The sequence below is a fragment of the Kribbella sp. NPDC051952 genome, assembly GCF_040680855.1.
Taxonomy (GTDB): domain Bacteria; phylum Actinomycetota; class Actinomycetes; order Propionibacteriales; family Kribbellaceae; genus Kribbella.
Map to the genome: position 1 here is coordinate 201,413 of NZ_JBFAXQ010000012.1, position 21,627 is coordinate 223,039.

At 68.7% G+C, this 21,627-nt stretch carries 17 protein-coding genes; 9 read left to right on the forward strand and 8 right to left on the reverse strand.

The window, feature by feature from the left end; genetic code table 11:
- Positions 1–42: 42 nt before the first annotated feature.
- The 3 genes from AB0L70_RS23150 to ispF are packed head-to-tail and all read left to right on the forward strand — an operon-like array spanning position 43 to position 1,704.
- A complete protein-coding gene (locus AB0L70_RS23150) occupies positions 43–528 on the forward strand; it encodes a CarD family transcriptional regulator (protein WP_012918679.1) in 486 nt (161 codons plus the stop codon).
- Between the two features lie 13 nt (positions 529–541).
- Positions 542–1,237, forward strand: coding sequence for a 2-C-methyl-D-erythritol 4-phosphate cytidylyltransferase (ispD, locus tag AB0L70_RS23155; protein ID WP_363687335.1), 696 nt, complete (start codon positions 542–544; stop codon positions 1,235–1,237).
- A gap of 56 nt (positions 1,238–1,293) precedes the next feature.
- Positions 1,294–1,704: a 2-C-methyl-D-erythritol 2,4-cyclodiphosphate synthase gene (gene ispF, locus AB0L70_RS23160; RefSeq protein ID WP_363687433.1), complete on the forward strand. Its 411-nt coding sequence runs from the start codon at positions 1,294–1,296 to the stop codon at positions 1,702–1,704.
- Here the strand turns inward: ispF and AB0L70_RS23165 are convergent.
- Complete coding sequence (locus tag AB0L70_RS23165; RefSeq protein WP_363687337.1) at positions 1,694–2,659, reverse strand: nitrilase family protein; 966 nt, start codon at positions 2,657–2,659, stop codon at positions 1,694–1,696. The genes ispF and AB0L70_RS23165 overlap by 11 nt on opposite strands.
- A 70-nt stretch (positions 2,660–2,729) precedes the next feature.
- On the opposite strand from AB0L70_RS23165, the gene AB0L70_RS23170 reads away from it, so the two are divergent.
- Entirely contained in the window at positions 2,730–3,596 is an 867-nt protein-coding gene (locus AB0L70_RS23170) for a LysR substrate-binding domain-containing protein (RefSeq protein ID WP_363687339.1), read from the forward strand.
- Here the strand turns inward: AB0L70_RS23170 and AB0L70_RS23175 are convergent.
- Genes AB0L70_RS23175 through AB0L70_RS23185 form a run of 3 tightly spaced genes read right to left on the reverse strand, consistent with a single transcriptional unit; the run spans position 3,593 to position 9,496 of the window.
- Positions 3,593–4,261 carry a hypothetical protein gene (locus AB0L70_RS23175; RefSeq protein ID WP_363687341.1) on the reverse strand — a complete coding sequence of 223 codons (669 nt, stop codon included), beginning with the start codon at positions 4,259–4,261 and terminating at the stop codon, positions 3,593–3,595. The genes AB0L70_RS23170 and AB0L70_RS23175 overlap by 4 nt on opposite strands.
- 4 nt (positions 4,262–4,265) lie before the next feature.
- Positions 4,266–5,564: a M1 family metallopeptidase gene (locus tag AB0L70_RS23180; protein ID WP_363687343.1), complete on the reverse strand. Its 1,299-nt coding sequence runs from the start codon at positions 5,562–5,564 to the stop codon at positions 4,266–4,268.
- The gene (locus AB0L70_RS23185) at positions 5,564–9,496 is read right to left on the reverse strand and encodes a Pls/PosA family non-ribosomal peptide synthetase (protein ID WP_363687345.1); all 3,933 of its coding nucleotides are present in this window, start codon (positions 9,494–9,496) and stop codon (positions 5,564–5,566) included. Before AB0L70_RS23185 ends, AB0L70_RS23180 begins: the two co-directional genes overlap by 1 nt.
- A gap of 218 nt (positions 9,497–9,714) precedes the next feature.
- Here AB0L70_RS23185 and AB0L70_RS23190 point away from each other — a divergent pair, with 218 nt between their 5' ends.
- Together AB0L70_RS23190 and AB0L70_RS23195 are read left to right on the forward strand one after the other, a co-directional pair.
- A complete protein-coding gene (locus AB0L70_RS23190; protein ID WP_363687347.1) occupies positions 9,715–10,380 on the forward strand; it encodes an alpha/beta fold hydrolase in 666 nt (221 codons plus the stop codon).
- A 162-nt stretch (positions 10,381–10,542) separates the two neighbouring features.
- Positions 10,543–12,054 carry an FAD-dependent monooxygenase gene (locus AB0L70_RS23195; RefSeq protein WP_363687349.1) on the forward strand — a complete coding sequence of 504 codons (1,512 nt, stop codon included), beginning with the start codon at positions 10,543–10,545 and terminating at the stop codon, positions 12,052–12,054.
- Here the strand turns inward: AB0L70_RS23195 and AB0L70_RS23200 are convergent.
- On the reverse strand, positions 12,047–12,868 hold the full coding sequence (locus tag AB0L70_RS23200; RefSeq protein WP_363687351.1) for a MerR family transcriptional regulator: 822 nt from the start codon (positions 12,866–12,868) through the stop codon (positions 12,047–12,049). The two genes, AB0L70_RS23195 and AB0L70_RS23200, sit on opposite strands and share 8 nt — an antisense overlap.
- A gap of 125 nt (positions 12,869–12,993) precedes the next feature.
- On the opposite strand from AB0L70_RS23200, the gene AB0L70_RS23205 reads away from it, so the two are divergent.
- The gene (locus tag AB0L70_RS23205) at positions 12,994–13,371 is read left to right on the forward strand and encodes a hypothetical protein (protein WP_363687353.1); all 378 of its coding nucleotides are present in this window, start codon (positions 12,994–12,996) and stop codon (positions 13,369–13,371) included.
- On the opposite strand, the gene AB0L70_RS23210 is transcribed toward AB0L70_RS23205, so the two are convergent.
- A complete protein-coding gene (locus tag AB0L70_RS23210; protein ID WP_363687355.1) occupies positions 13,372–14,505 on the reverse strand; it encodes a neutral zinc metallopeptidase in 1,134 nt (377 codons plus the stop codon).
- Positions 14,506–14,569: 64 nt separating this feature from the next.
- Here AB0L70_RS23210 and AB0L70_RS23215 point away from each other — a divergent pair, with 64 nt between their 5' ends.
- Positions 14,570–16,255 (forward strand): DUF2207 domain-containing protein, encoded by a 1,686-nt coding sequence (locus tag AB0L70_RS23215; protein ID WP_363687357.1) that lies wholly within the window; start codon positions 14,570–14,572, stop codon positions 16,253–16,255.
- Here AB0L70_RS23215 and AB0L70_RS23220 read toward each other — a convergent pair.
- Entirely contained in the window at positions 16,252–17,253 is a 1,002-nt protein-coding gene (locus AB0L70_RS23220) for a neutral zinc metallopeptidase (RefSeq protein ID WP_363687359.1), read from the reverse strand. The two genes, AB0L70_RS23215 and AB0L70_RS23220, sit on opposite strands and share 4 nt — an antisense overlap.
- A 1,318-nt stretch (positions 17,254–18,571) precedes the next feature.
- Positions 18,572–19,771 (reverse strand): neutral zinc metallopeptidase, encoded by a 1,200-nt coding sequence (locus AB0L70_RS23225; protein WP_363687361.1) that lies wholly within the window; start codon positions 19,769–19,771, stop codon positions 18,572–18,574.
- A 163-nt stretch (positions 19,772–19,934) separates the two neighbouring features.
- Between AB0L70_RS23225 and AB0L70_RS23230 the strand changes: the two genes are divergently transcribed.
- On the forward strand, positions 19,935–21,617 hold the full coding sequence (locus AB0L70_RS23230) for a DUF2207 domain-containing protein (RefSeq protein ID WP_363687363.1): 1,683 nt from the start codon (positions 19,935–19,937) through the stop codon (positions 21,615–21,617).
- Positions 21,618–21,627: the final 10 nt, after the last annotated feature.

Sequence of the window (21,627 nt, forward strand, 5' to 3'; positions counted from 1 at the left end):
CAGCGCGTGGTAGGATAGATCTCGGAAAGGGGCACGTGACATATGACTTTCACAGTCGGCGAGACGGTTGTTTACCCCAATCACGGAGCGGCCGTCATCGAGGACATCGAGACCCGTCAGATCAAAGGTGAGGACAAGACCTATCTGGTCTTGAGGATCGTCGCTCAGAACGACCTGGTCGTCCGGGTCCCCGCGTGCAACCTCGATCTTGTCGGCGTGCGTGACGTCGTGGATCAGGCTGGCTTGGAGCGCGTCTTCGACGTGCTGCGTGCACCGCACACGGAGGAGCCGACCAACTGGTCGCGACGCTACAAGGCGAACCTGGAGAAGCTGCACTCGGGTGACGTGATGAAGGTGGCAGAGGTCGTCCGCGACCTGTGGCGCCGTGAGCGTGACCGTGGTCTGTCCGCCGGTGAGAAGCGGATGCTGGCGAAGGCACGCCAGATCCTGGTCTCCGAGCTGGCCCTGGCCGAGCACACCAACGAGGACAAGGCGGAAGCCATCCTCGACGAGGTTCTCGCTTCCTGAGCGCAGCATCTGCATGAGTAGCGCGGTCGTGATACCCGCGGCCGGGCTGGGCTTGCGGTTGGGTGGAGAGACACCGAAGGCATTTCGAGAGGTCGGTGGCGAATCGCTGCTGGTCCACGCAGTCCGTGGACTGAAGGCAGCGACCGCCGCCGACCTCGTCTGCTTTGTGATCGCCGTTCCGCCAGGCACCGAGGAGGCGGTCGGCAAGGAACTAGAGCCGTACGTCGGTGACGTCCAGCTGCTCGTGGTCCCGGGCGGCGCCGAGCGGCCCGATTCGGTCCGGGCTGCCCTCGAGGTGGTCCCGGTCGACGGGATCGACTGCATCCTGGTCCACGACGCGGCGCGGGCCTTCGTCCCGGTTGAGGTGATCGAGCGGGTCGTCGACGCGGTGCGTGCTGGCGCCCAGGCCGTCGTACCGGTGGTGCCGGTGACGGACACGATCAAGCGGGTCGCGCCGTCGGGTGAAGTGGTCGACACGCCCGCCCGATCGACGCTTGTCGCCGTGCAGACACCGCAGGGGTTCAGCCCGGAGGCGTTGCGGCGGGCGCATGCTGTAGAGGTGCTCGGGGCAACGGATGACGCGATGTTGTGTGAGCGGCTCGGAATCACCGTGATGACGGTCGAGGGGTCTGCCGACGCGTTCAAGGTGACGCGGCCGCAGGACTTGTTGCTGGCCGAGGCATTGCTGGCGGAGAGGCGGCTCGCGTGAAGATCCCGCGAGTAGGCAACGGTATCGACGTACATCCGCTCGAGGAAGGCCGCCCGATGTGGCTGGCCGGCCTGCACTGGCCGGATGAAACGTCTGGACTCGCCGGTCACTCGGACGGGGACGCGGCCGCACACGCGATCTGCACCGCGTTGCTGAGCGCAGCGCGGCTGGGCGACCTGGGGTCGAACTTCGGTACGTCGGAGCCCGAGTGGGCCGGTGCCGCCGGGGTCGCGCTGATCACCGAGGCGGCTCGGCGGGTTCGGGCGGCCGGGTTCGAGATCGGCAACGTGACGGTCCAGATCGTTTGCAACCGGCCCCGGATCGGGGGCCGTCGGCAAGAGGCGGAGAAGGTGCTGAGCGCAGCCTGCGACGCCGAGGTCTCGGTGAGCGCGGCAACCACCGACGGTCTGGGCTTCACCGGCCGCGGCGAAGGTATCGCCGCGATCGCCACCGCCCTTATCTACTGACCGGATCCGACGAGAACCGCGCGGCCCGCGGATCCAGCTCATCTCCGGTCCGTTCCGTCAGTACGCCGTACAGCTCCGGCCTGCGGGCGCGGAGCCAGCGACGACCTGTTGCCAGCGGCACCAGGTCGAGATCCAGACCGGCCGTCACGACGGCCTCGTCCGGGACCGGGGTCTCGGCCACGATCCGGCCGTACGGATCGAGGATCATCGCGTTCCCGGTGCGGAGCTCGTCGTCGTCCCGGCCGACACCGTTGCTGAACAGCACAAACATCCCGTTGTCGTGGGCCCGGGCCGGCAGCCATCGCATCAGCCAGCCGCGTCCGCTCGGCCCGTCGAAGGCGGCCCGGACGGCTTCCGGATCCTCGCGCCGACGATCCCAGACCTGCTGCGGAACCGGCTTCATCCCGTGCGGGCTGCGGGAGTTCGTCCCGCCGGTCTGGTGCGGCGCGAGCAGGACGGTTGCTCCGAGCAACGCGGTGATCCGGACGTTCTCGACCAGGTTGTTGTCGTAGCAGATCAGCACGCCGGCCCGGAATCCCCAGGGTGTGTCGAACACCGTGTACGACGATCCGCTCGCGATCGCCTCGTGTTCGAAGGCATGCAGCTTCCGGTGAACGTGGACCTGGCCGGTCGGCAGGCACACAGCGTAAGAGTTGAACAACTTGCCGTCAGCATCTTCCAGGAAACCGACCCCGAGGCCGGCGTCGAGTTCCGCGGCCAGGGCAACGACCTGGCTGACCAGCGGTCCGTCGGCCGGCTCGGCCAGCTCCCGCAGTCGCTCGGCGGAGTGACGGCGGAGGTGCCAGTAGCCGAGCAGGCACTGTTCCGGGAACACGACCAGCCGGGCTCCGTCGGCGACCGCGGCCCGGGCCAGCCGTTCGACCGTGGCGAGGTTGGTGGCGGGCTGGTCGGGGACCGGCTCGAACTGGACGACGGTGGCGCGGAAGGCTGTCATGACACCATCGAAACGCCGGAGCATCTATGACGTCCAATAGCTGTTGGATCCGATTCCATATCCTGGGGTTATGGATCTACGTTTGCTCCGGGCGTTCGTCACGGTCGCCAGACTGCGGAATTTCGGGGCCGCGGCCGAGGAGTTGTCGACCAGTCAGCCGGCGCTGACCAAGCAGATCCAGGTGCTGGAGCGTCGGGTCGGTTCGGTGCTGTTCAGCCGCGGCCGACACGGCGCCCGGCTGACTGCAGCGGGTGAACTGCTGCTGCCGGACGCACAAGAACTGTTGGACCGATCCGAGGCGTTCGACCGTCGCGCGGCCCAGGTCGCGGCGGGGGCCGAGGGGTCGCTGGCGATCGGATTCGGGCTGTCCGGGATCGAGCTCGCGCCCAAGGCGGTCGCGCTGTTCCGGAGCCGGTGGCCGGGTGTCGCGATCTCGCTCGAGGACATGTCGTCGGTGGTTCAGTGCGAGCGATTGCTGGCCGGAAGCCTGCAGATCGGGTTCGTCCGGCTGCCCGTCCCGGCCGGGATCGAACACCTTCGGTTACGACGCGACCGTCTCAGCCTGGCGGTCCAGGCCGGCCAGGATGTCCCACGTGACCTGGTCAGCTGGATCGACTCCCGGCCGCTGGTTCGCCTCACCCCGACCCGTGGTCCCGGCCTGACCGCCCAGATCAACAGCCTGTACGCCGAACTCGGTTGCCACCCGCAAGTACTTCAGGAGTCCGGGGACCTGCAGACGGTCCTGGCGCTGACCGCGGCCGGTGCCGGGCCGGCCGTCGTACCTCTGTCGGCCGAGCGGATCGCGCCGCCGGAGGTTCGGTTGATCCCGCTCCCGGGTCGCGCCGCCACGTGGTGGACCGGGGCGGCCTGGGCGACCCGGTCGCCGCTCACCGAGCGCTTCGTGAAAGCCGCCGCCGAGGTCGCCCGCGCGAGCTAGGCCCCGGTGCTGAACGGGGGCTTGACGACGTGCTTGACCTGCCCGTGCTGACGGCGACGGGACGCGACCGCGGCGGCGATGACGCCGCCGGCACCGATCAGGCCGAGGACCCCACCGACGGTGTCGACCGTGACGTTCTCCTCGCCGACGAACTCGGCCTTGAACACACCGTGCGGATCGATGATCACCGGTACCTCGCCGCCGGGGAAGTCGTGGAAGCCATGTTTGGTGAAGTCGTAGCTGTGTCCGTCCGGGCAGTCCGCGGTGAACTCGGACACCTCGTGCCCGCGGTAGCCGCGGATGTGGCAGGTGATCGTCTTTCCGACGTGGACGAGTGCGAGTGGTGTCGGCGTCATCAGGAACGGGACGGCCGCCATCCCGCTGGCCGCCGCACCGAAGAAGCTGAAGTAGCCGCCGCCCAGTATCGCGATACCCAGCGTGAAGAGGCCGGCGCCGAGCACCATGATCAGGCCGGGGAGTACGACGCTGTGCGGCGGGAAGGTGTACAGCACCCCCGCCAGGACGAACAGCGAGAATCCGCCCGCGATGTACTGCCACATCGGGCCCTTCGGCGAGCCCGGGCGTCGGACCGCGCGGCCCGCGACGATCATGATCACGATGATCAGCGACACGCCACCGAAGAACTCGAGCGGAAGGTACTTCATCCGGTCAGCGCTTCCGGGGTAGTGGCGGTAGCTCGTAGGAATCCAGCCAGGCGGCGAACAGGTGCCGCAACGCTTCCTCGTCCGGACTGAACGTGGTCGCGAGCGCGGTGAACTCGGCCGTGGTCACCGAGCCGTGCCGGTGGTTCTTGGTCCAGGTCCGCAGCAGGTCGAAGAACGCGTCGTCGCCCAAGTGCTTGCGCAGCACATGCAGGGTGATCGCGCCGCGCTTGTAGAGCCGGTCGTCGAACATCAGTTCCGGCCCGGGATCCGACAGCAGCAGATCCTGCGGGAGGCTCTTCAGCCGGCTGTGCGCCTTGGACACCTGTTGGTCGGCGGTCAGCCCGCGGGACTCCTCCGACCACAACCACTCGGCGTAGCAGGCGAAACCCTCGTTCAGCCAGATGTGCTGCCAGTTCGACGGCGTCAGGCTGTTGCCGAACCATTGATGCGCGAGTTCGTGCGCGACCAGGCGTTCCGACGTACGACGGCCGTCCAGATGGTTGCTGCCGAACACCGAGATGCCCTGTGCCTCCAGGGGAATCTCCAGGTCGTCGTCGGTCACCACGACGGTGTAGCCGCCGAACGGGTAGGGCCCGAACAACCGGCTGAACAGCTTCATCATGTCCTGCTGCCGCCCGAAGTCCGCCTTGAACTCGCGGAGCTGGCCGGCCGGCAGCACCCCACGGATCGTCACGGGCGAGGTGGCCACGTCGACCGCGTCGTACCGGCCGATCTGGACGGTCGCCAGGTACGTCGCCATCGGTGCGGCCTGGTCGAAGACCCAGGTGGTCCGACTGGCCTTCACCCGGCGGGAGACGAGTCGCCCGTTCGCGACCACCTCGTACGGCGAGTCAGTGGTGATCGTGATCCGGTAGTGCGCCTTGTCACCGGGGTGGTCGTTGCACGGGAACCAGGTGGCCGCGCCACTTGGTTGGCTCGCGACGATCACGCCCTCGGTGAGTTCCTCCCAGCCGAGCTCGCCCCACGGACTGTCCTCGGGCTTCGGGTTGCCGCCGTACTGGATCTCGACGGTGAACTCGGCGCCGTCCACGATGTTCGCCGTGACGTAGAGCTTGCCCGAACGCTGGGTGTAGCGCTGCGGGCGGCGGCCGTTCACCGAGACCTTCGACACCCGCAGCCCCGACAGGTCGAAGCTGAACCGGGACAGCGCCTGGGTGGCGAACGCTGTGATCGTTGCCTTGCCGCTCAGCCGGTTGCTGTTGACCCGGTAGTCGAGCTCCACGTCGTACGACTCGACCTTGTAGCCGGCGTTTCCATGGGTGGGCACATAGCGGTCAACCATCAGCCCTGCCAGGGAGCGATGGGGTTCCCGGCCCAGCGCGTCCCGGCGGGCACACCTTCACCACGCATCACGAGAGACACCGGGCCGATGGTAGCTCCCGCGCCGACGCTGGCGGCAGGTAGGACGATGCCATGGGGCCCGAGGGTTGCTCCTGGTCCGAAGGTGACTGTGCTCATGGAGAGAACTCGATCATGAAAAAGGTGCGTCTGCAGCACACAACCGCGATTCACCGTGGCACCGTCGCCGAGCGTGATCAGATCGGCCTCGGGCAACCAGTACGTTTCGCACCAGACTCCTTTGCCGATCTTGGCCCCGAGTGACCGCAGCCAGAGCGCGAGTACCGGCGTACCGGCGGCGGCGTTCGCGAACCAGGGCGCGGCGACGAGCTCGACGAAGCTGTCCACGACTTCGTTGCGCCAGACAAACGAACTCCACAGCGGGTACTCGACCGCGCGGGTGCGGCCGACGATCACCCACTTGGCGACCGTCGCCATCCCGCCCGCGACCGCGCCGGCGGCCAGGATCACCGCGCCGGACAGCAGCAGCGTCGCCAGCGGTCCGAGCCAGATGTCGAGCGCCTGCAGCGCGAACAGCACACCGAGCGCGATCAGGACCGTGCACATCATCGGCACGAACCGGCACAGCTCGACGAGCGCCCGGGCGACCTTCAGCGTGTACGGCGGGTTGAACGTGCGGCTCTGGTCACCCTCGACCGCCTGCCGCCGGAGCTTCACCGGTGGCGAACCGAGCCACGACGTACCCGCCTTGGACTTCTTCGGCGCAGCGGAGAGCACCGCGACCAGGCCGTTCTTCGGGACGCTGCGGCCGGGCGCGGTCATACCGGAGTTGCCGAGGAAGGCGCGCTTGCCGACCTTCGCGCCGGCCACGTGCAGCCAGCCGCCGCCCAGTTCGTACGACGCGATCATCGTGTCGTCGGCCAGGAACGCGCCCTCACCGACCGTGGTCATCTTCGGCAGCAGGAGCACCGTCGACGCCTCGACGTCCCGGCCGATCTTCGCGCCGAGCGCCCGCAGCCACCACGGCGTCGCGAGGCTCGCGTACAGCGGGAACAGGAGCGTCCGGGCCGAATCGAGCAGCCGCTCGGTCGCCCACACCTGCCACCCGATCCGGCTGCGCACCGGATAGTGGCCGGGCTTGATCCCGAGGCCAAGCAGTCGTACGCCGATCAACGTCAGGATCGCCACGGTCGCGAAGCCCACGAGCGTCATCAGCGGGATCGCGGTCAGCGCCTTGAGGGCGGCGTCCTGGAGGGTCTGGGTGCCGCGGAGGGCGCGGCCGAGGACGAAGAGCGCGGCGGCGGCTGCGGCTACCGGGATCAACGACATCACCGCGGACTGAACGCCGTACGCGAGAACCCACCAGGGCGCGCGGGCCGGGCGGTGGTCGGGCCAGGGGTGCCGGGCGCGGCCGACGCGGGTTGCCGGGGAGCCGGACCAGCGCTCGTTCGGCGGGACCTTGCCGGAGACGGCCGAGCCGGCCGCGATCTCGGCGCTCCGGCCGATCTCGGCGCCGGGCAGGAGTGTGCTGCGCGAGCCGACGACGGCATCGGCGCCGACGGTGACCGGGCCGACGTGGAGTTGGTCGCCGTCGATCCAGTACCCGGCCAGGTCGACCTCGGGCTCGATCGATGCACCGCGGCCCATCGTGAGCATGCCGGTGACCGGCGGGAGCGTGTGCAGGTCGACGCCGCGGCCGACCTTGGCGCCGAGGGCTCGGGCGTAGTACGCGATCCAGGGTGCGCCGGCCAGGTTGGCGGCGCCGGCTGCGTCGGAGAGGTTCTCGGCCGCCCACAGCCGGACGTGCACGTTGCCGCCGCGGGGGTAGGTGCCGGGTCTCAGGCCGCGGAGCAGGATGCGGGCACCGACGACGGCGATACCCATCCGGCCTGCTGGGGTGATGAGGATCAGCCAGCCGGCCAGGATCCACCACCACGAGACGGTCCTGGCCCACGGGAGTGGTCCGGCCAGCTCGTTCAGCAGGTTGTTGAGGGTGAACAGGTAGACCAGCCAGCGGACGCCGACGACGGTCTGGAGGATGAGGGTGAGCGCCGTCTGCAGGAGTTGCGTGCTCTTGGGGGTCGGGCGGATCTCACGGATCTCGACCGGCTGCATCGGCAGTGGTTGTGATTCGTCGAGGCGCTCTGCGAGGGCACCGAGGCGCGGGTACTCGTAGATGTCGCCGACGGTGACCTCTGGGTAGCGCTCCCGCAAGGACGAGACGAGTTGAGCGGCGGCCAGGCTGCCGCCGCCGTGCAGGAAGAAGTCGTTGTCCTCGCCGGTGACCTTCGCGCCGAGGACCTTCGTCCAGCGGTCGGCGAGCCAGCCGGCGGTCCCACTCAGCTCGGCCGCCGGGCCGTCGGTGTCCATCCCGGGCAGCGGCCAGGGCAGTGCATTGCGGTCGACCTTGCCGGACGTCCTGGTCGGCAGGGTGTCGACGACAGCCAGGAGCGGTACGAGCGCAGCGGGCAGTTCTTCCCGTAGTCGCGCGGTCGCTTTCGCCTGGTCGAAGGCGGCCGGGTCTTCGGGTACGACGTACCCGACCAGCAACTGATTGCCTGCGGCGCTGCTGCGGACCGCGGCCGCGGCACCGGAGATCTGGGGGAGCGCCTGGAGTGCCGCGTCGACCTCGCCGAGTTCGATCCGGCGGCCGCCGAGTTTGACCTGCTCGTCGGCGCGGCCCTGGAAGAGGATGCCTTCGGCTTCGTTGCGGACGAGGTCGCCGCTGCGGTACGCGCGGTCCCAGCCGAGGGTGGGCATCGGTGCGAACTTCTCGGCGTCCTTGGCCGGGTCGAGATATCGCGCGAGACCGACGCCGCCGATGATGAGCTCGCCGATCTCACCCTCGCCGACTTCGTTGCCTTCGGCATCTACGACGGCGAGATCCCAGCCGTCCAGCGGGAGGCCGATGCGGACTGGTCCTTGGCCGGTGAGCTCGGCGCCGCAGGCGACGACTGTGGCCTCGGTCGGGCCGTAGGTGTTCCAGACCTCGCGGCCTTCGATTGCCAGCCGTTCGGCCAGCTCGGGCGGGCAGGCCTCACCGCCGAAGATCAGCAACCTGACCTGGTCGAGGGCGTCGGCCGGCCAGAGCGCGGCCAGGGTCGGGACGGTCGAGACGATGGTGATGCCTTGGGCAACTAACCAAGGCCCGAGGTCCATGCCGGTACGGACGAGCGATCGTGGTGCCGGGACGAGGCAAGCGCCGTGTCGCCAGGCCAGCCACATCTCCTCACAGGACGCGTCGAAGGCGACGGAGAGGCCGGCGAGGACGCGGTCGTCCGGGCCGATCGGCTCCTGCTGGAGGAACAGTCGCGCCTCCGCATCCACGAACGCGGCGGCTGATCGGTGCGTGACCGCGACACCTTTCGGTACGCCGGTCGAGCCCGACGTGAAGATGATCCACGCGTCGTCGGTCGGTTCGGGACCGTCGGTTTCTCGGCGGGTGGTCGTCGTACCCGGGGCGTCCATCCGGGCGCTGTACGGGTAGTCGAAGTAGCCGTCCGCGTTGTCGTTGTCCCGGACGGGCGTGGCGAGCGGGCGGGTGACGGTGAGTTCGAGGTCGTCGCGGACTGTGGCTGCGACGTCCGCTTCGCCGAAGACGAGTTCGGCGCGTTCTTCCGGGTCGTCGGCATCGACGGGGACGTAGGCCGCGCCGGCTTGGAGGGTGCCGAGGATGGCGACGTACAAGTCGTTGTGGCCGGAGGAGATCCGGACGCCGACTCGATCGCCCGGGCCGATGCCGGCCTCGATCAGGCGGTTGGCGAACTTCGTTGTCTGGATGAGGAGTTCGCGATAACTGAGACTGACGTGGCCGTCGTCGAGCGCGGGCTCATCGGCGTACGCCGTCGCTGTTTCCTGCAGCACGTCCACCAGCGTCCGCGCGGGTGGTGCCAGGTCCCCGCGTCGCAACGTCACGGCCGGATAATACGCCGCCCGGTAACAAATCGGATAACGCCGAGCAACACCCACGAACACGTCGTGAAAACCCAACAACTACGGCGATCTGGAGGTGATCTTGTGGCGAACCGGCGAGGTTGGCGGGGAAAGGGTATTGGTTGGCAGTGAAGCGGTGGCACGCCATGTGGAGATCCGGTGGGATTGGCTCGTTCGGATTGAGACAGAAGGGGAAACGCATGGCGACGTTCGTGTTGGTGCCGGGTGCTTGGAAGGGAGCTTGGGCGTTCGAAGCGGTGGTTCCGTTGTTGGAGGAGGCCGGTCACAGCGTTCATGCGCTGACACTGACCGGACTGGGGCCGGACGACGATGCGGCGGTTGCGACGGCCAATCTCGACACGCATGCGGATGACGTACTGCGGGAGCTTGATCGTCATCGCATCACCGGGGCGACGCTGGTTGGGCACAGCTACGCGGGGATGGTGATCGCGGCTGCTGCTGATCGGGCTGGCGGGCGGATCTCGCGGCTGGTGCATTTAGACGCCTACGTGCCGCGCGATGGGGAGTCGTGCTGGTCGGCGACCAACGAGCACTTCCGGCAAGTGTTCGTGGCCGGCGCTGCGGACACGGGCTACGGTGTCCGGCCGCCGGACGGTGGCGATCCCCGCCGCCGGCCGCATCCGCTCGCCGCGTTCCTGCAGACGATCCGGCTGACCGGCGCAGCCGCCCAGGTCCCACGGCGGGAGTTCGTCTACTGCTCGGGATGGGAAGACCGGACGCCGTTCGCCGAACTCCGCACCCGACTCCAGGCCGATCCCGAGTGGCAGGTCCATGATCTCCCCACCGCACACAACGCGATGAACGAGGCCCCGGAGGCGGTCGCCGCACTACTGCTCGACGAATGAACCGCACCGCTCGACCCGGTTGAGGCAAAGCTAATGGCAAGGAGACGAACTCCTTGCCATGCTCAACTTATAGCGCATGGGGGGACTTGCCGCAAGCCCCGGTTCGTGCTGGACAATCTGGTCTGGATGCCGAAAACCGTTGAAAACATGGGGGTTTGAGCAGTGCGAACACTGGATGCCGACGTAATCATCGTGGGCGCCGGCCCGACCGGACTGATGCTGGCGGGCGAACTGCGACTGGCCGGGATCCGGCCGGTCGTGCTGGAACGACGACCGCAGCGGCAGGAGACGCCCAAGGCCAGCGGCCTCGGTGGGCAGGTCCTGGAGCTGCTGAACTACCGCGGCATGCTGGAGAAGGTCACCGCGGCCTGCACGGATCCCATCCCGGCTCCGCGCTTCCCGTTCGGCGGTGTGCACGTGGACCTCACCCGGCTTCCGGACCCGCCGCTGCACGCAATCCCGCTGCCGCAGGCCCGGCTCGAGCAGTTGCTGGACGAACGTGCCCGCGAGCTCGGTGCCGACGTACGCCGTGAACACGAGGTGCTCGCGGTGGAACAGGACCAGGACGCGGTGACGGCGGAGGTGCGCGGTCCGGACGGGACGTACCAGGTGTCTGCCCGCTACCTCGTCGGGTGCGACGGGCCGCGTAGCCGGGTGCGTGAGCTGGCCGGTATCGAGTTCCCCGGCATCTCCTACCCGGAGGTGAACCGGCTGGCGATGGCGACCCTGCCGGATGAGGTGACGATGCTCGACAACGGTGACCTGGAGGTCGCCGGGGTCGGCCGGATCGCGGCCGGATTCACCCGGACGGACACCGGTGTGTTCGCGTTCGGGATGCTCTCCGGCGGTGAGCTGTCCCTGTTCACCAACGAGGACGAGTACACCGAGTACGACGACAACGTGCCGATGACCGTGGACGAGTTCAAGGCCAGCATCCGGCGCGTGCTCGGCACGGACCTGCCGTTGGGCGAACCGCGGCGGCTGTCCCGGTTCACCTTCCACGCCCGCCAGGCCGCGCAGTACCGGGCCGGACGGGTCCTCGTGGCCGGCGACGCGGCCCATCTGTTCCCCGCGACCGGCATTGCGATCAACGCCGGGATGATGGACGCGGCCAACCTGGCGTGGAAGCTGGCCGGCGCGGTTGACGGCTGGGCGCCGGACGGACTGCTGGACTCGTACGACGTCGAGCGGCGGCACGCGGGTGAACGGACGCTTCTGCACACGCAGGCGCAGGTGGCGCTGAGGCGCGGGCTGGACCCGGCGGCCGAAGCCCTGCGGTCGGTCTTTCAGGAGGTACTCGCGGACGAGCAGCCGGCTCGCCGCATCGGGGCGATGATCGCGGGCGCGGACATTCGCTACCCAACCGTCGGTGAGCACCCGCTGGCCGGCACCTTCGCGCCGAACCTGGACCTGCTGACCGACCAGGGCAGTACGTCGGTCGCCGAGCTCATGCGGACCGCGCGACCTGTCTTCCTCGACCTAGCCGGTCGGGCGGAGCTCAGCGAGATCGCTCAGGAGTACGCCGTGGCCGTCCACACCGCGAAGACGGATGACCGGCCGGCTGACGCCGTACTCATCCGTCCGGACGGTGTGGTCGCGTGGGCCACCGCGACCGATGACGCCGGCCTCCGAGAGTCCCTCGCTCGGTGGTTCGGCACTACCCAGCTCAGTTGACCTGGAAGATCGGCCAGCCGATCTCGGTGCGCCACCGGGTGGTGTCCGCCGTGTCGGTCTGGCCGATCACGTAGTACTCACGCATCGGGCCGTCGACAGCGAGCGCATGGCGAGCCACGTACGCGGCGAGTGTGCCGTACGCGCGGTCCGCCTCGTCCGACGGTCCTGTGTGCGTAATGATCGCGAGCTCGGCCGGTGGCGTGATCACGGGTGCGACCCGGCCGATCGGCCGGACCGGACCGACGCAGGGCACGAAAACCGTTGCCTGCCCGCGGTGGTGGGTGAAGATGTCGTCCGCGTAGATACCGCCCGCGGGGCCGTCAGGGGTGAGGCTCTGCGCGGCAAGCGTCGCGTGCAACTCCCCGAGTGCTCCCCGCAGCCACGCCACCGAGTCTTCCGCGTCGACGGTCTCGGTGATCGCAGCCGCCGGTGTGGCCGGCACACTGCGAAGCTCGATGCCCGCATCGAGGTCGGCCGATCCGGCCGCGAGCAGATCGCGCAGCGAGCCGACAGTGCGCTGCCGGCGGGCCAGCTCCTCCTCGGACCGGCGCAGATGCGCCGCGATCCGTTCCTGGCGGGCATGGACGTCGGGTGCCGTGAGTACCGCCTGGATCTGCTCGAGTGGCATGTCCAGTTCGCGCAGCCGGCGGATCACCTGGGCGGTCGGGATCTGGTCATCGGTGTAGCGGCGATAGCCGGTGTGGACGTTCACATCGGCCGGTTCGAGCAGACCGACCTGGTGGTAGTGCCGCAGCATCTTGACGGTCATGTGCGTGGCCCGGGAGAAGTCGCCGATGGACAGGTATGCGGTCACACGGTTCATTCTGCGGTCTCCCACAGGGGGAGAGTCTGCCCCGGTCATCCGGCTTGACCCTGCCGTCGCGGCAGTCGCGAGTGTCGTCCCGAACGCAGTACCGATGGAGAAAGGGACAGATGACCATGACCAGCACAACCGAGCTCGAGGCGATCACCAGCCGCTACCTGGCCGTTTGGAGCGAGCCCGACGCCGCAGTGCGTCGGCAGCTGCTGACCGCGATCTGGACGCCGGATGGGGTGGAGTTCGTCGACGGGGCGCAGTTCCGGGGCTATGACGAGCTCGAGGCCAGGGTCACGGAGGCGTACGAGCAGTTCGTCGGGAGCGGCAAGTACACCGTCGGCAATGCGAACGACGCGACCACCCATGACGACATCGTCACGTTCACCATCCAGCTGATCACTACCGACGGCGACCTCGCCTGGGCCGCTCGGGTCTTCCTGCTCCTGGACGAGGGCGGTCTCGTCCAGGAGGACTACCAGCTGACGGTGAAGCCGCTGTAGCTACTTCACCAGGTTGGCCGACACCGCGAAGGTGTTGCACGCCTTGTTGGCGCCGATGTTGAAGCCGTTCTGGATCCAGAAGCCCTGGCTGGTCGCCAATCCGTGCGTACGTTCGTCTTCCGGGGTGTCGGCCGATTCACCGAAGCTGTTGGACGACTGCTCCTTGAACTCGTCCAGCCGGCTCGTGAGCGGATAGGAGTTCTCCACTGCCTTGCTGAAGACGCCGGCGAAGCAGGACGCCTGCAACTCGTTGCGACGTGAGCTTTCCAGCTCCTGGTCCGGATGGTCCTGCAGATAGACGGCACGGGCGTAGAACAACCCACTGACACCCTGCACGTGGTGGCCGTACTCGTGCGCGATCGTCAGCAGGTAGGCCAGGTCGTGTGTCGGCCCGAACGCCCGGTTCATCTGCTTGACGTCGGTGTACATCACCTGGTTGCCGTAGCAGTAGAACGCGAGTACCCGGCCGGAGAGCGGCTCGAACCGGCCGCACGGCGTTACGACCGGCTTGTCGAACACGACCAGACCGGGGTCCGGCTTGTTCTGGCCGAGCTCCTTGAAGATCGGCCGCCACGCGTCGTTCAGGCAGGTGAACAGCTTCTGGTAGTAGACCTTCTGCGCGGCGAGGCTGGCGTCGCCGAGGGTCGCTGCCGGGCAGTTCTGCTCGGCCAGCGGACCGGTCTTGTAGATGTCGGCGTTGAGCAGGAAGTCTTCCGCCGTACCCTTCTGCGGGTTGCTGCTCGGGGTCGGCACGATCGACGGGCCGGTCACCCCGGGCTGCGCGGTGTTGTCGTCGCCCCGGGTCAGCAGGCTGCCCAGGACAGCCACCGACACGGCGATGAAGATCAGCAGCACGAACGCGAGCATGAAGATCCGGAGTCCACCGCCCCGGCGCTTCGGCGGCTGGAACCCGTTGAACTGGCCGGGGCCGCCGTAGTACGGCTGCGCCCACTGGCCCGGGTACTGCTGCGGCGGCGGACCGTACTGGCCCGGCTGACCGTACTGGCCCTGCGGCGGGCCCTGTGGTGGCGCTTGTGGTGGCCAGGGTGCGGCCTGCGGCGGAGGCAGGACACCGGGCGGCGGACCGGGAGGACCACCGCGGGGTGGACCGCTGTACCCGTACGGGTTGCTCACAGGTCTGGCCTCCCTGGTCACCTTGAGTTGGCTGCACGAACCGGCACGAGACTACTCTCGACCCATGTCACTGAAGCGCCGACTCCTCCCGGCGGCCCTGCTGATGTCCTTGACCGCCCCGATCGTTGCCTTGAGCACGTTGCCCGCGCAGGCGGCCGACGACCAGATCACGGCGTACTCGGCGCAAGCGACGCTGACCAAGGACGGGACCCTGCAGGTCAAGGAAACGGTCGACCTGACCGCCGGGGGTACGACGTTCAGCCGGACGCTGGCCACCCGGGTCCGGTCCGACCAGGAGCGCGACCGCGTCTACGGGCTGAGTGACGTGTCGGCCACGGTGAACGGTCAGCCCGCGGCGGGCTTCAAGAACGACAGCACCGACGACGGACGCAAGCTCACGCTGAACGTGACCGGTCAGTCGAAGATCGTCTACAGCTACACCGTCGACAACGTGGTGGCCGACTCCACCGAAGGCCGCGAGGTGAGCTGGCCGGTCGTGCAGGGCTTCGGGGTGTCGATTCCGAAGGCCGAGCTGACCGTCAGCGTCCCGTTCGCGACCTGGGTAACCTGCTTCGCCGGACGGATCGGCTCGAGCATGCCGTGTACGTCGTCGCAGCTGGCTGAGGCGGCCGCGTTGCAGATCGAGCAGAACGGCGTACCGGCGGGCGGCCGCCTGACCTTCCTGACCGGGCTGAGCGATCAGGCGACGGTGCAACCGAACGCGAAGTTCGCGACCCGCTGGTCCCTCGGACGTGCGTTCACTGTGGACTCCGGCACGATCGGGCTCGCAGTGATCGTGTTCGGCATCGGACTGCTCGGTGCGGTGGCTTTGTGGTTCTTCCGCGGCCGTGACGCGGCCAAGGTCGGCGAGGGCGCTCCGGAGCGTCCGGTGCTCGACGGCACGGACGGACCGCAGTTCGCTGCGCCGGACGGGATCCGGCCGGGCCAGGTGGGCACCGTGGTAGACGAGACGGCCGATGTCGTCGACATCACCGCCACCCTGCTGGACCTTGCCGTCCGCAACTACTTGACCATCGTCGAGCTGCCGCGCGAGACCCACTTCGGCAAGCTGGACTGGGAACTGCGCCGGCTGCACCAGGGCGGTCCCGAACTGCTGCCGTACGAGAAGGCGCTGCTGGACGCGGTGTTCGCGGACGGCGACTCGGTCGTCGTGTCGACCCTCGGCCCGTCGCTGCGGCCGCGGCTCAACCTGGTCCGCGAGCAGCTGTACGCCGATGTCGTCACGCAGGGGTGGTTCAACAGCCGCCCGGACGCCGTGCGGAACCGCTGGACCACTGCGGGCGTGGTGTTGCTGGGTGCTGGCGTCGTACTGACCATCGTGCTTGCGATCGTCAGCAAGTTCGGTCTGGTCGGTCTTGCGGTGATGGCGGCCGGACTGGTGCTCGCACTCGTCGGGCAGGCCGCACCGGCTCGCACTGCGCGAGGAGCCGCCGTACTGGGTCGTGTGGCCGGGCTGCAGCGGTACCTGGTCGACGAGACGTCCGCCAACCTGCCGCAGAGTCACCGGCTCGAGTTCGCGTCCCGCTGCCTTCCGTACGCCGCTGTGCTCGGACTGACCGAGAAGTGGGCGCTCGAGATCGCCGCCACCGATGACGACGACGACCCCGACGCCGGCATCGGCTGGTACTCCGGACCGGAGAACTGGCACCTGTCCGACATCGGGGAGTCGCTCAGCAACTTCGTGATCGCGTTCGGCGGGACGCTCACCAACGCCCGCCGGCTGTTCTAGTTCACTCGTACGTCGGTTGCGGTGAAGGTGTTGCAGGAGTCCGGCTTCTTGTTGTTGTACCCGGCGAGCGACCACTGGTAGTTGCTGACCCGGTTGCCGTGATCGTGTATCCGGGGCCGGGAGTAGTCGTCGCCGCTGTGCAGGATCAGGAACCGCCAGTTCGCCAGCAGCGGGTTACGCATCGGGGTGAAGGCGGCGTTCGCGCCCAGGTAGACCGCGCCCAGGCAGGTCGCCTGCAGTTCGCGGCGCCGGCTCTCCTGCAGCTTCTGGTTCGGGTTCATCGTCTGTGCCCGGGCCATCGAGGCGGGGAGGATGCCGGTCAGCTTCTGCACGTGGTGGCCGTACTCGTGCGCGAACGTGTTCAGCATGATCGCGCGGGCGTACACGGGGTTGGACCTGTAGTAGGCGTTGTCCACTGCGAACGGGAGGTAGATGGTCTCGTTCGCCGCGCAGTAGGCCGCTCGTGCACTTCGCTGGACGCCACACGGTGAGGCCAGTTTGCCGGCGTACACAATCGCTTTGGGGTTGCGGAACGGGAGGTTGACGCTCTTCAGCGCGAGCCACCAGGTGCGGTTCAGGCAGGGCAGGAGGGCGTTGTAGTAGGCCTGTGCGGAGGTGAAGTTGACCGGGGCTGTCTTCGGCTCGGCGCATTTCGAGGCCGCTACCGGGCCGATGGTGTAGAGCTTGCTGGCCTTCACGACCTCGTCGACCGTCGGGCCGGGCGGCCTGGTCGGTGAGGGGGACTCGGAAGGTGTCTCCGAGGGGCTCTCGGAGGCTTGGGTGGTGGGGGTGTCCTTTGCCTGCGGGTCGTCGTTGCCGGTGTTGCGGACGAGCAGGGTGATGCCGGAGCCGACGACGAGTACGGCGAGGACTACCAGGCCGATGAGTAGGCCGCGGGAGGTCTTGCGGGGTTTGCGGCGGCGGCCGCCGCCCGGGGGCTGGGGGATGGGGATCGGTGGGTACTGCCAGGTGGGGGCCTGTTGGACCGGTTGGCCCATCGGGCCGAGCTGGTTGCCGCCTGCGGCGTGGCGCGGGCCGCGCTGATTCTGCTGGGGCTGCTGCGGGGGGAGGGCGTTGCTCCACGGGGAGTTGGGCTGTGGTTGCTGCTGCTCCGGGGAACCCCAGAGGTAAGAGCTCTCGGACCGCGGGCCCGTCTGCTGAGGCGGCGGCCCCGCCGGCCCAGCCTGCCAAGCACTCGATTGATCCCAATTCCCCTGCCGAGGCTGCCCCTGCCGCGGCGGCCCACCCTGAGGCGGACCTGACTGAGGCGGACCTGACTGAGGCGGACCTGACTGAGGCGGAGGCCCAGCCTGCGGACCGGGTCCTGTCGGCGCCCAGCCCTGCTGAGCACCACCAGGCCACGGCGCCGGACCAACCTGCTGCCCACGCCCGGCCTGCTGCCCCGGACCACTCGGCTGTCGCGGACCACCCTGCTGCGCCGGACCGGACCTCTGCCCCGGACCGGACTGCTGCGGTGGGGTGGGCTGCCGCGTCGGACCAGTCTGCTGCTGCGACGGCGGCTGCGCCGGCCCATGACGACCGGGACCGGACCGAGCCGGACCGGACTGAGCGGGACCGGACCGCGTCGGGCCCGAGTGCGTGGGGCCGGAGTCTGCTGGGCCGGGTTGAGCCGAGCCGGACTCTGTCGCATCGGACCGGGTCGGACCGGGGCGGGCAGGGCCGGACTGCACCGGACCGGACCCAGTCGGGCCGGAGCGCATGGGACCGGAGTCTGCTGGGCTGGGTTGCGCTGAGCCGGACTCTGCCGCATCGGACTGGGTCTGAGCGGGTTTCGCCGGACCGGACTGGGGCGGATCAGTCTGCGGCGAGCCGGACTGCGGCGTACTGGGCTGGGCGGGACCTGACTGCGGTGTCCCGGACTGCGGCGTACCGGGCTGGGTGGGGCCTGGCTGCGGTGGGCCGGACTGCGGGGGGCGGGATTGGGTTGGGGAGGTTTGCCAGGTGGAGGGTTCGTCGGGGTTTACCGGGGGGCGGTTTGCCCAGCCTTCGCCGAACCAGTTGTTTTCGGGGCGGTCGCCGGAGGCCGGGTCCTGGAACTCGCGCTTGGCCTCGGTGTCACCGGTCCACCATCTGGGCGACTGGCCATCCTCGTCCGCGGGCTCCGGCGGGCCGACCGGCTCATCACCGTCAGCCGGATCGCTCCCCGGGGAAGGGTTCCAGTTGTCCGACATCAAGTCTCCTCACACAACCAATCTGGATGCAGCCTTCCGCACCCTCCGGACATACTTTGCGTGATCCGGACCCACCAGGCTAGCCAGTTCGGCCAGTCGGCTCGCAGTAGACCAGTATCCTGCCCTACTGCGTCCGCGCCGCCGAGGAGGCGTACGTATTGCAGACACTCGGGTTCCGGCCGTTGTACCCGCGGGTCGCCCAGTACTGATGGTTCACAGCGTCCCCGTGGTCGTTGTTGTAGTCGGTCACATGCCCGATCAGCCACTTCCACTGGAACAGCGCCTCACCGGTGATCGGGTAGGTACGCCGGTTGGACCCGATGAAGATGTCCGAGAAGCAGGACGCCTGCAGTTCCTTGCGCCGGGTCACGTCCAGCTCGGCCGCCTGCGTCGGCGCCTCGTACTGGAGGTTGGCGCTGGCCTGCAGGATCCCGGTCAGCGCCTGGACGTGGTGGCCGTACTCGTGCGCGAACTGGTGCAGCATCCACATCCGCGCCCAGACCTTCTGATACGCCTGGGGATACCGGTTGTAGTTACCCAGGTCCTCGTTCAGGTTCATATAGATGGTCCGGGTGCCGCCGCAGTAGAACGGCGGACCGTTGGCGCTCCCGCCGATCCCGCAGGGCGAGGTGAAGTTGCCGCTGAACGTCACCACGTTCGGCCCCTTGAACCGCCCGCCGGCCTTCGTCACCAGCGGAGCCCAGGCCCGGTTCAGACAGGCCAGCAGGTTCTTGTAGTTGGCCCGCGCACCCGCCGCGGTGGCCGGCCGGGACTTGGACTCCCGGCAGTTCACCGAGCTCATCGCCCCGGCCTTGTAGAGCTTGCTCCGCAGGACGAGGTCGCTGTCGGACGGCCCCGGGTTGCTCGTCGGCCGGCTGGTCGGCCGAGTCGTCGTACGGGGTGCTGTCGGCCTGGTCGTCGTACGCGTGGTGGTCGGTGCCGTCGTGGTCGGCTCCGTGGTCGTCCCCGCCGACGGAGTCTCGGACGGCTCGTACGTCGGGCTGTACGTCGACGTCGGCACCGGTGCGCTGTAGGAGTCGTCACCGTTGTGCTTCAGCACCCCACTGATCACCTTCAGCGTGATCACACCGACGATCAGCACACCCAGTACGACGAACAGCGCGATCAGCCCGCCACGGCTCTTCTTCGGCGGCCGCGGTCCACCAGGTGGCGCGCCCCAGCCGAACTGAGCCTGACCCGGGTGGTACGGCGGCGGCGGGGCGTACTGCGGCTGCTGCGGGTACGGCGGCTGCTGGGGGTACTGCGGTCCTGGCGGTGGACCCCATTGCTGTCCGGGTGGTGGACCCCATTGGTTGCCTGACACAAACGGTGACGGTATCGGAGCCCTGGCTCAACTTAGCCCCCCGCCGGGCCGGTCCCGATGGTTGCCTGACACCCGCCAGCCGCTATCGTGCCCGGTGTCCCTCTATGAGGGTGTCTGGGAACTCTGACACTCTCTGACCCTCTCCTTAAGATGTGATTGGGCGATGCGTTTACGTCTGCTCGGGCTTCCCCTGTGTGCCCTCGGCCTGCTCGGCCTGACCGCTGTCCCGGCCGGCGCGGCCGGTGCCGGTGCTGCCGCCGACCCGGTGGTGACCAACTACGACAGTCAGATCCGGGTCGAACGCGACGGCCTGCTCAAGGTCTCCGAGACCTGGAAGCTGAGCAACGTGACCGGGACGTTCACCCGGTTCGTCGTCACGCGCGACCACCTGCCCGACGACGTCGACCACGTGCAGGAGATCGAGGACCTGCAGGTCAAGGCCGGCGGCCAGGACAAGAAGACCGAGGTGAAGACCGACGGCGACGTCACCTCGGTGGCGGTCGAGGATGTCAGCGGCAGCACCGAGCTGAACTTCACCTACACCGTCAAGGGCGCGGTCGCGAAGACGCTGAACGGCACCGAGGTCCGGTTCGCGCCGCTGACCGGTATCAATCTGACCGTCGAGCACGCGAGCATCCTCTACAGCACGCCTGAGGTCTCGCACGTCTCCTGCTTCGCCGGCGCGATCGACAGCAACACCCCGTGCACGCTGGCGCAGATCGGTGAGACCTCCGGGCCGACGTTCAAGCAGGAAGGCCTGCCGCCGGGTAACACGGTCCGGATGACGATCGGCTTCGCCGAGGGCGAGATCGCCGCGAACTCGATCGTCGAGTACCGCAAGACGTTCAGCCGGGCGTTCTCCACCGACACCGCCCAGCTGCTGACCGCGCTCGCTGTCCTGCTGCTCGGCGTGATCGCGCTGCTCGTGCTCTACCGGCTGCGCGGCCGGGACCGCGTCGACCCGCGTCGCGTCGTACCGGCGTCGCTGTTCAGCCTCGGCAACGACACCCGGATCGACTTCACCCCGCCGTCCGACCTGCGGCCCGGCGAGGTGGGCACGCTGATCGACGAGCGGATCGACCCGGTCGACGTGACCGCGACGATCATCGACCTGGCCGTCCGCGGGCACATCACGATCATCGAGCTCGAGCACCAGTCCGAGTACGCACGGCCGGACTGGGAGCTGCGCCGGGTCGCGAACGCCCCGTCCGAGGAGCTGCACCGCTACGAGAACGTCCTGATCCGCGCGATCTTCGGCGACTCCGACTCCGTCCTGGTCTCCGAGCTCGGCCGTCAGGTCCGGGCGAGCCTCAGCCAGGTCCAGGACGCCCTGTACGACGGAGTCGTCAAGCGCGGCTGGTTCAACGAGCGCCCGGACCGCACCCGCTCGCTGTGGGCGACGATCGGCATCGCCACCACCGTGATCGGCGTGATCCTCACCGTCGTCCTCGCACTGCTGTCCACGTGGGGTCTGCTCGGCCTCGCGGTCACCTTGGTCGGCATCGGCCTGATCGTGGTCGGCCGCTACATGCCGGCCAAGGCGCCTGCCGCCGGCCGCGTCCTCGGTCAGGTCGCCGCGATCCGCGGTGAGCTGCTCGAGATGGACGTCAGCGAGCTGCCGACCGACCAGCACGCCGAGCTGTGCTCCCGCGCTCTCCCGTACGCCGTCGTACTCGGCGGCTCGGAGCGCTGGATCGACGCACTGGTCGCGACCGACGCCACGCCGGACGAGGAGGACGAGGGCTTCACCTGGTACCGCGGCCCGCGCGGCTGGCACCTCCAGTACCTGCCGGATTCCCTCCGCAACCTCACCACGAACCTCACGGGCGCACTGTTCGCCCGCTGAGGTCCGAAGG

Bases quoted from the DNA above. Each gene is read 5' to 3' on its own strand.
- AB0L70_RS23170 (WP_363687339.1), top strand. From the start codon at position 2,730: ATGGATCTACGTTTGCTCCGGGCGTTCGTCACGGTCGCCAGACTGCGG.
- AB0L70_RS23205 (WP_363687353.1), top strand. From the start codon at position 12,994: ATGACCAGCACAACCGAGCTCGAGGCGATCACCAGCCGCTACCTGGCC.
- AB0L70_RS23230 (WP_363687363.1), top strand. From the start codon at position 19,935: ATGCGTTTACGTCTGCTCGGGCTTCCCCTGTGTGCCCTCGGCCTGCTC.
- AB0L70_RS23190 (WP_363687347.1), top strand. From the start codon at position 9,715: ATGGCGACGTTCGTGTTGGTGCCGGGTGCTTGGAAGGGAGCTTGGGCG.
- AB0L70_RS23215 (WP_363687357.1), top strand. From the start codon at position 14,570: ATGTCACTGAAGCGCCGACTCCTCCCGGCGGCCCTGCTGATGTCCTTG.
- AB0L70_RS23220 (WP_363687359.1), bottom strand. From the start codon at position 17,253: ATGGGCCAACCGGTCCAACAGGCCCCCACCTGGCAGTACCCACCGATC.
- ispF (WP_363687433.1), top strand. From the start codon at position 1,294: ATGTGGCTGGCCGGCCTGCACTGGCCGGATGAAACGTCTGGACTCGCC.
- AB0L70_RS23175 (WP_363687341.1), bottom strand. From the start codon at position 4,261: ATGAAGTACCTTCCGCTCGAGTTCTTCGGTGGCGTGTCGCTGATCATC.
- ispD (WP_363687335.1), top strand. From the start codon at position 542: ATGAGTAGCGCGGTCGTGATACCCGCGGCCGGGCTGGGCTTGCGGTTG.
- AB0L70_RS23165 (WP_363687337.1), bottom strand. From the start codon at position 2,659: ATGACAGCCTTCCGCGCCACCGTCGTCCAGTTCGAGCCGGTCCCCGAC.
- AB0L70_RS23180 (WP_363687343.1), bottom strand. From the start codon at position 5,564: ATGGTTGACCGCTATGTGCCCACCCATGGAAACGCCGGCTACAAGGTC.
- AB0L70_RS23150 (WP_012918679.1), top strand. From the start codon at position 43: ATGACTTTCACAGTCGGCGAGACGGTTGTTTACCCCAATCACGGAGCG.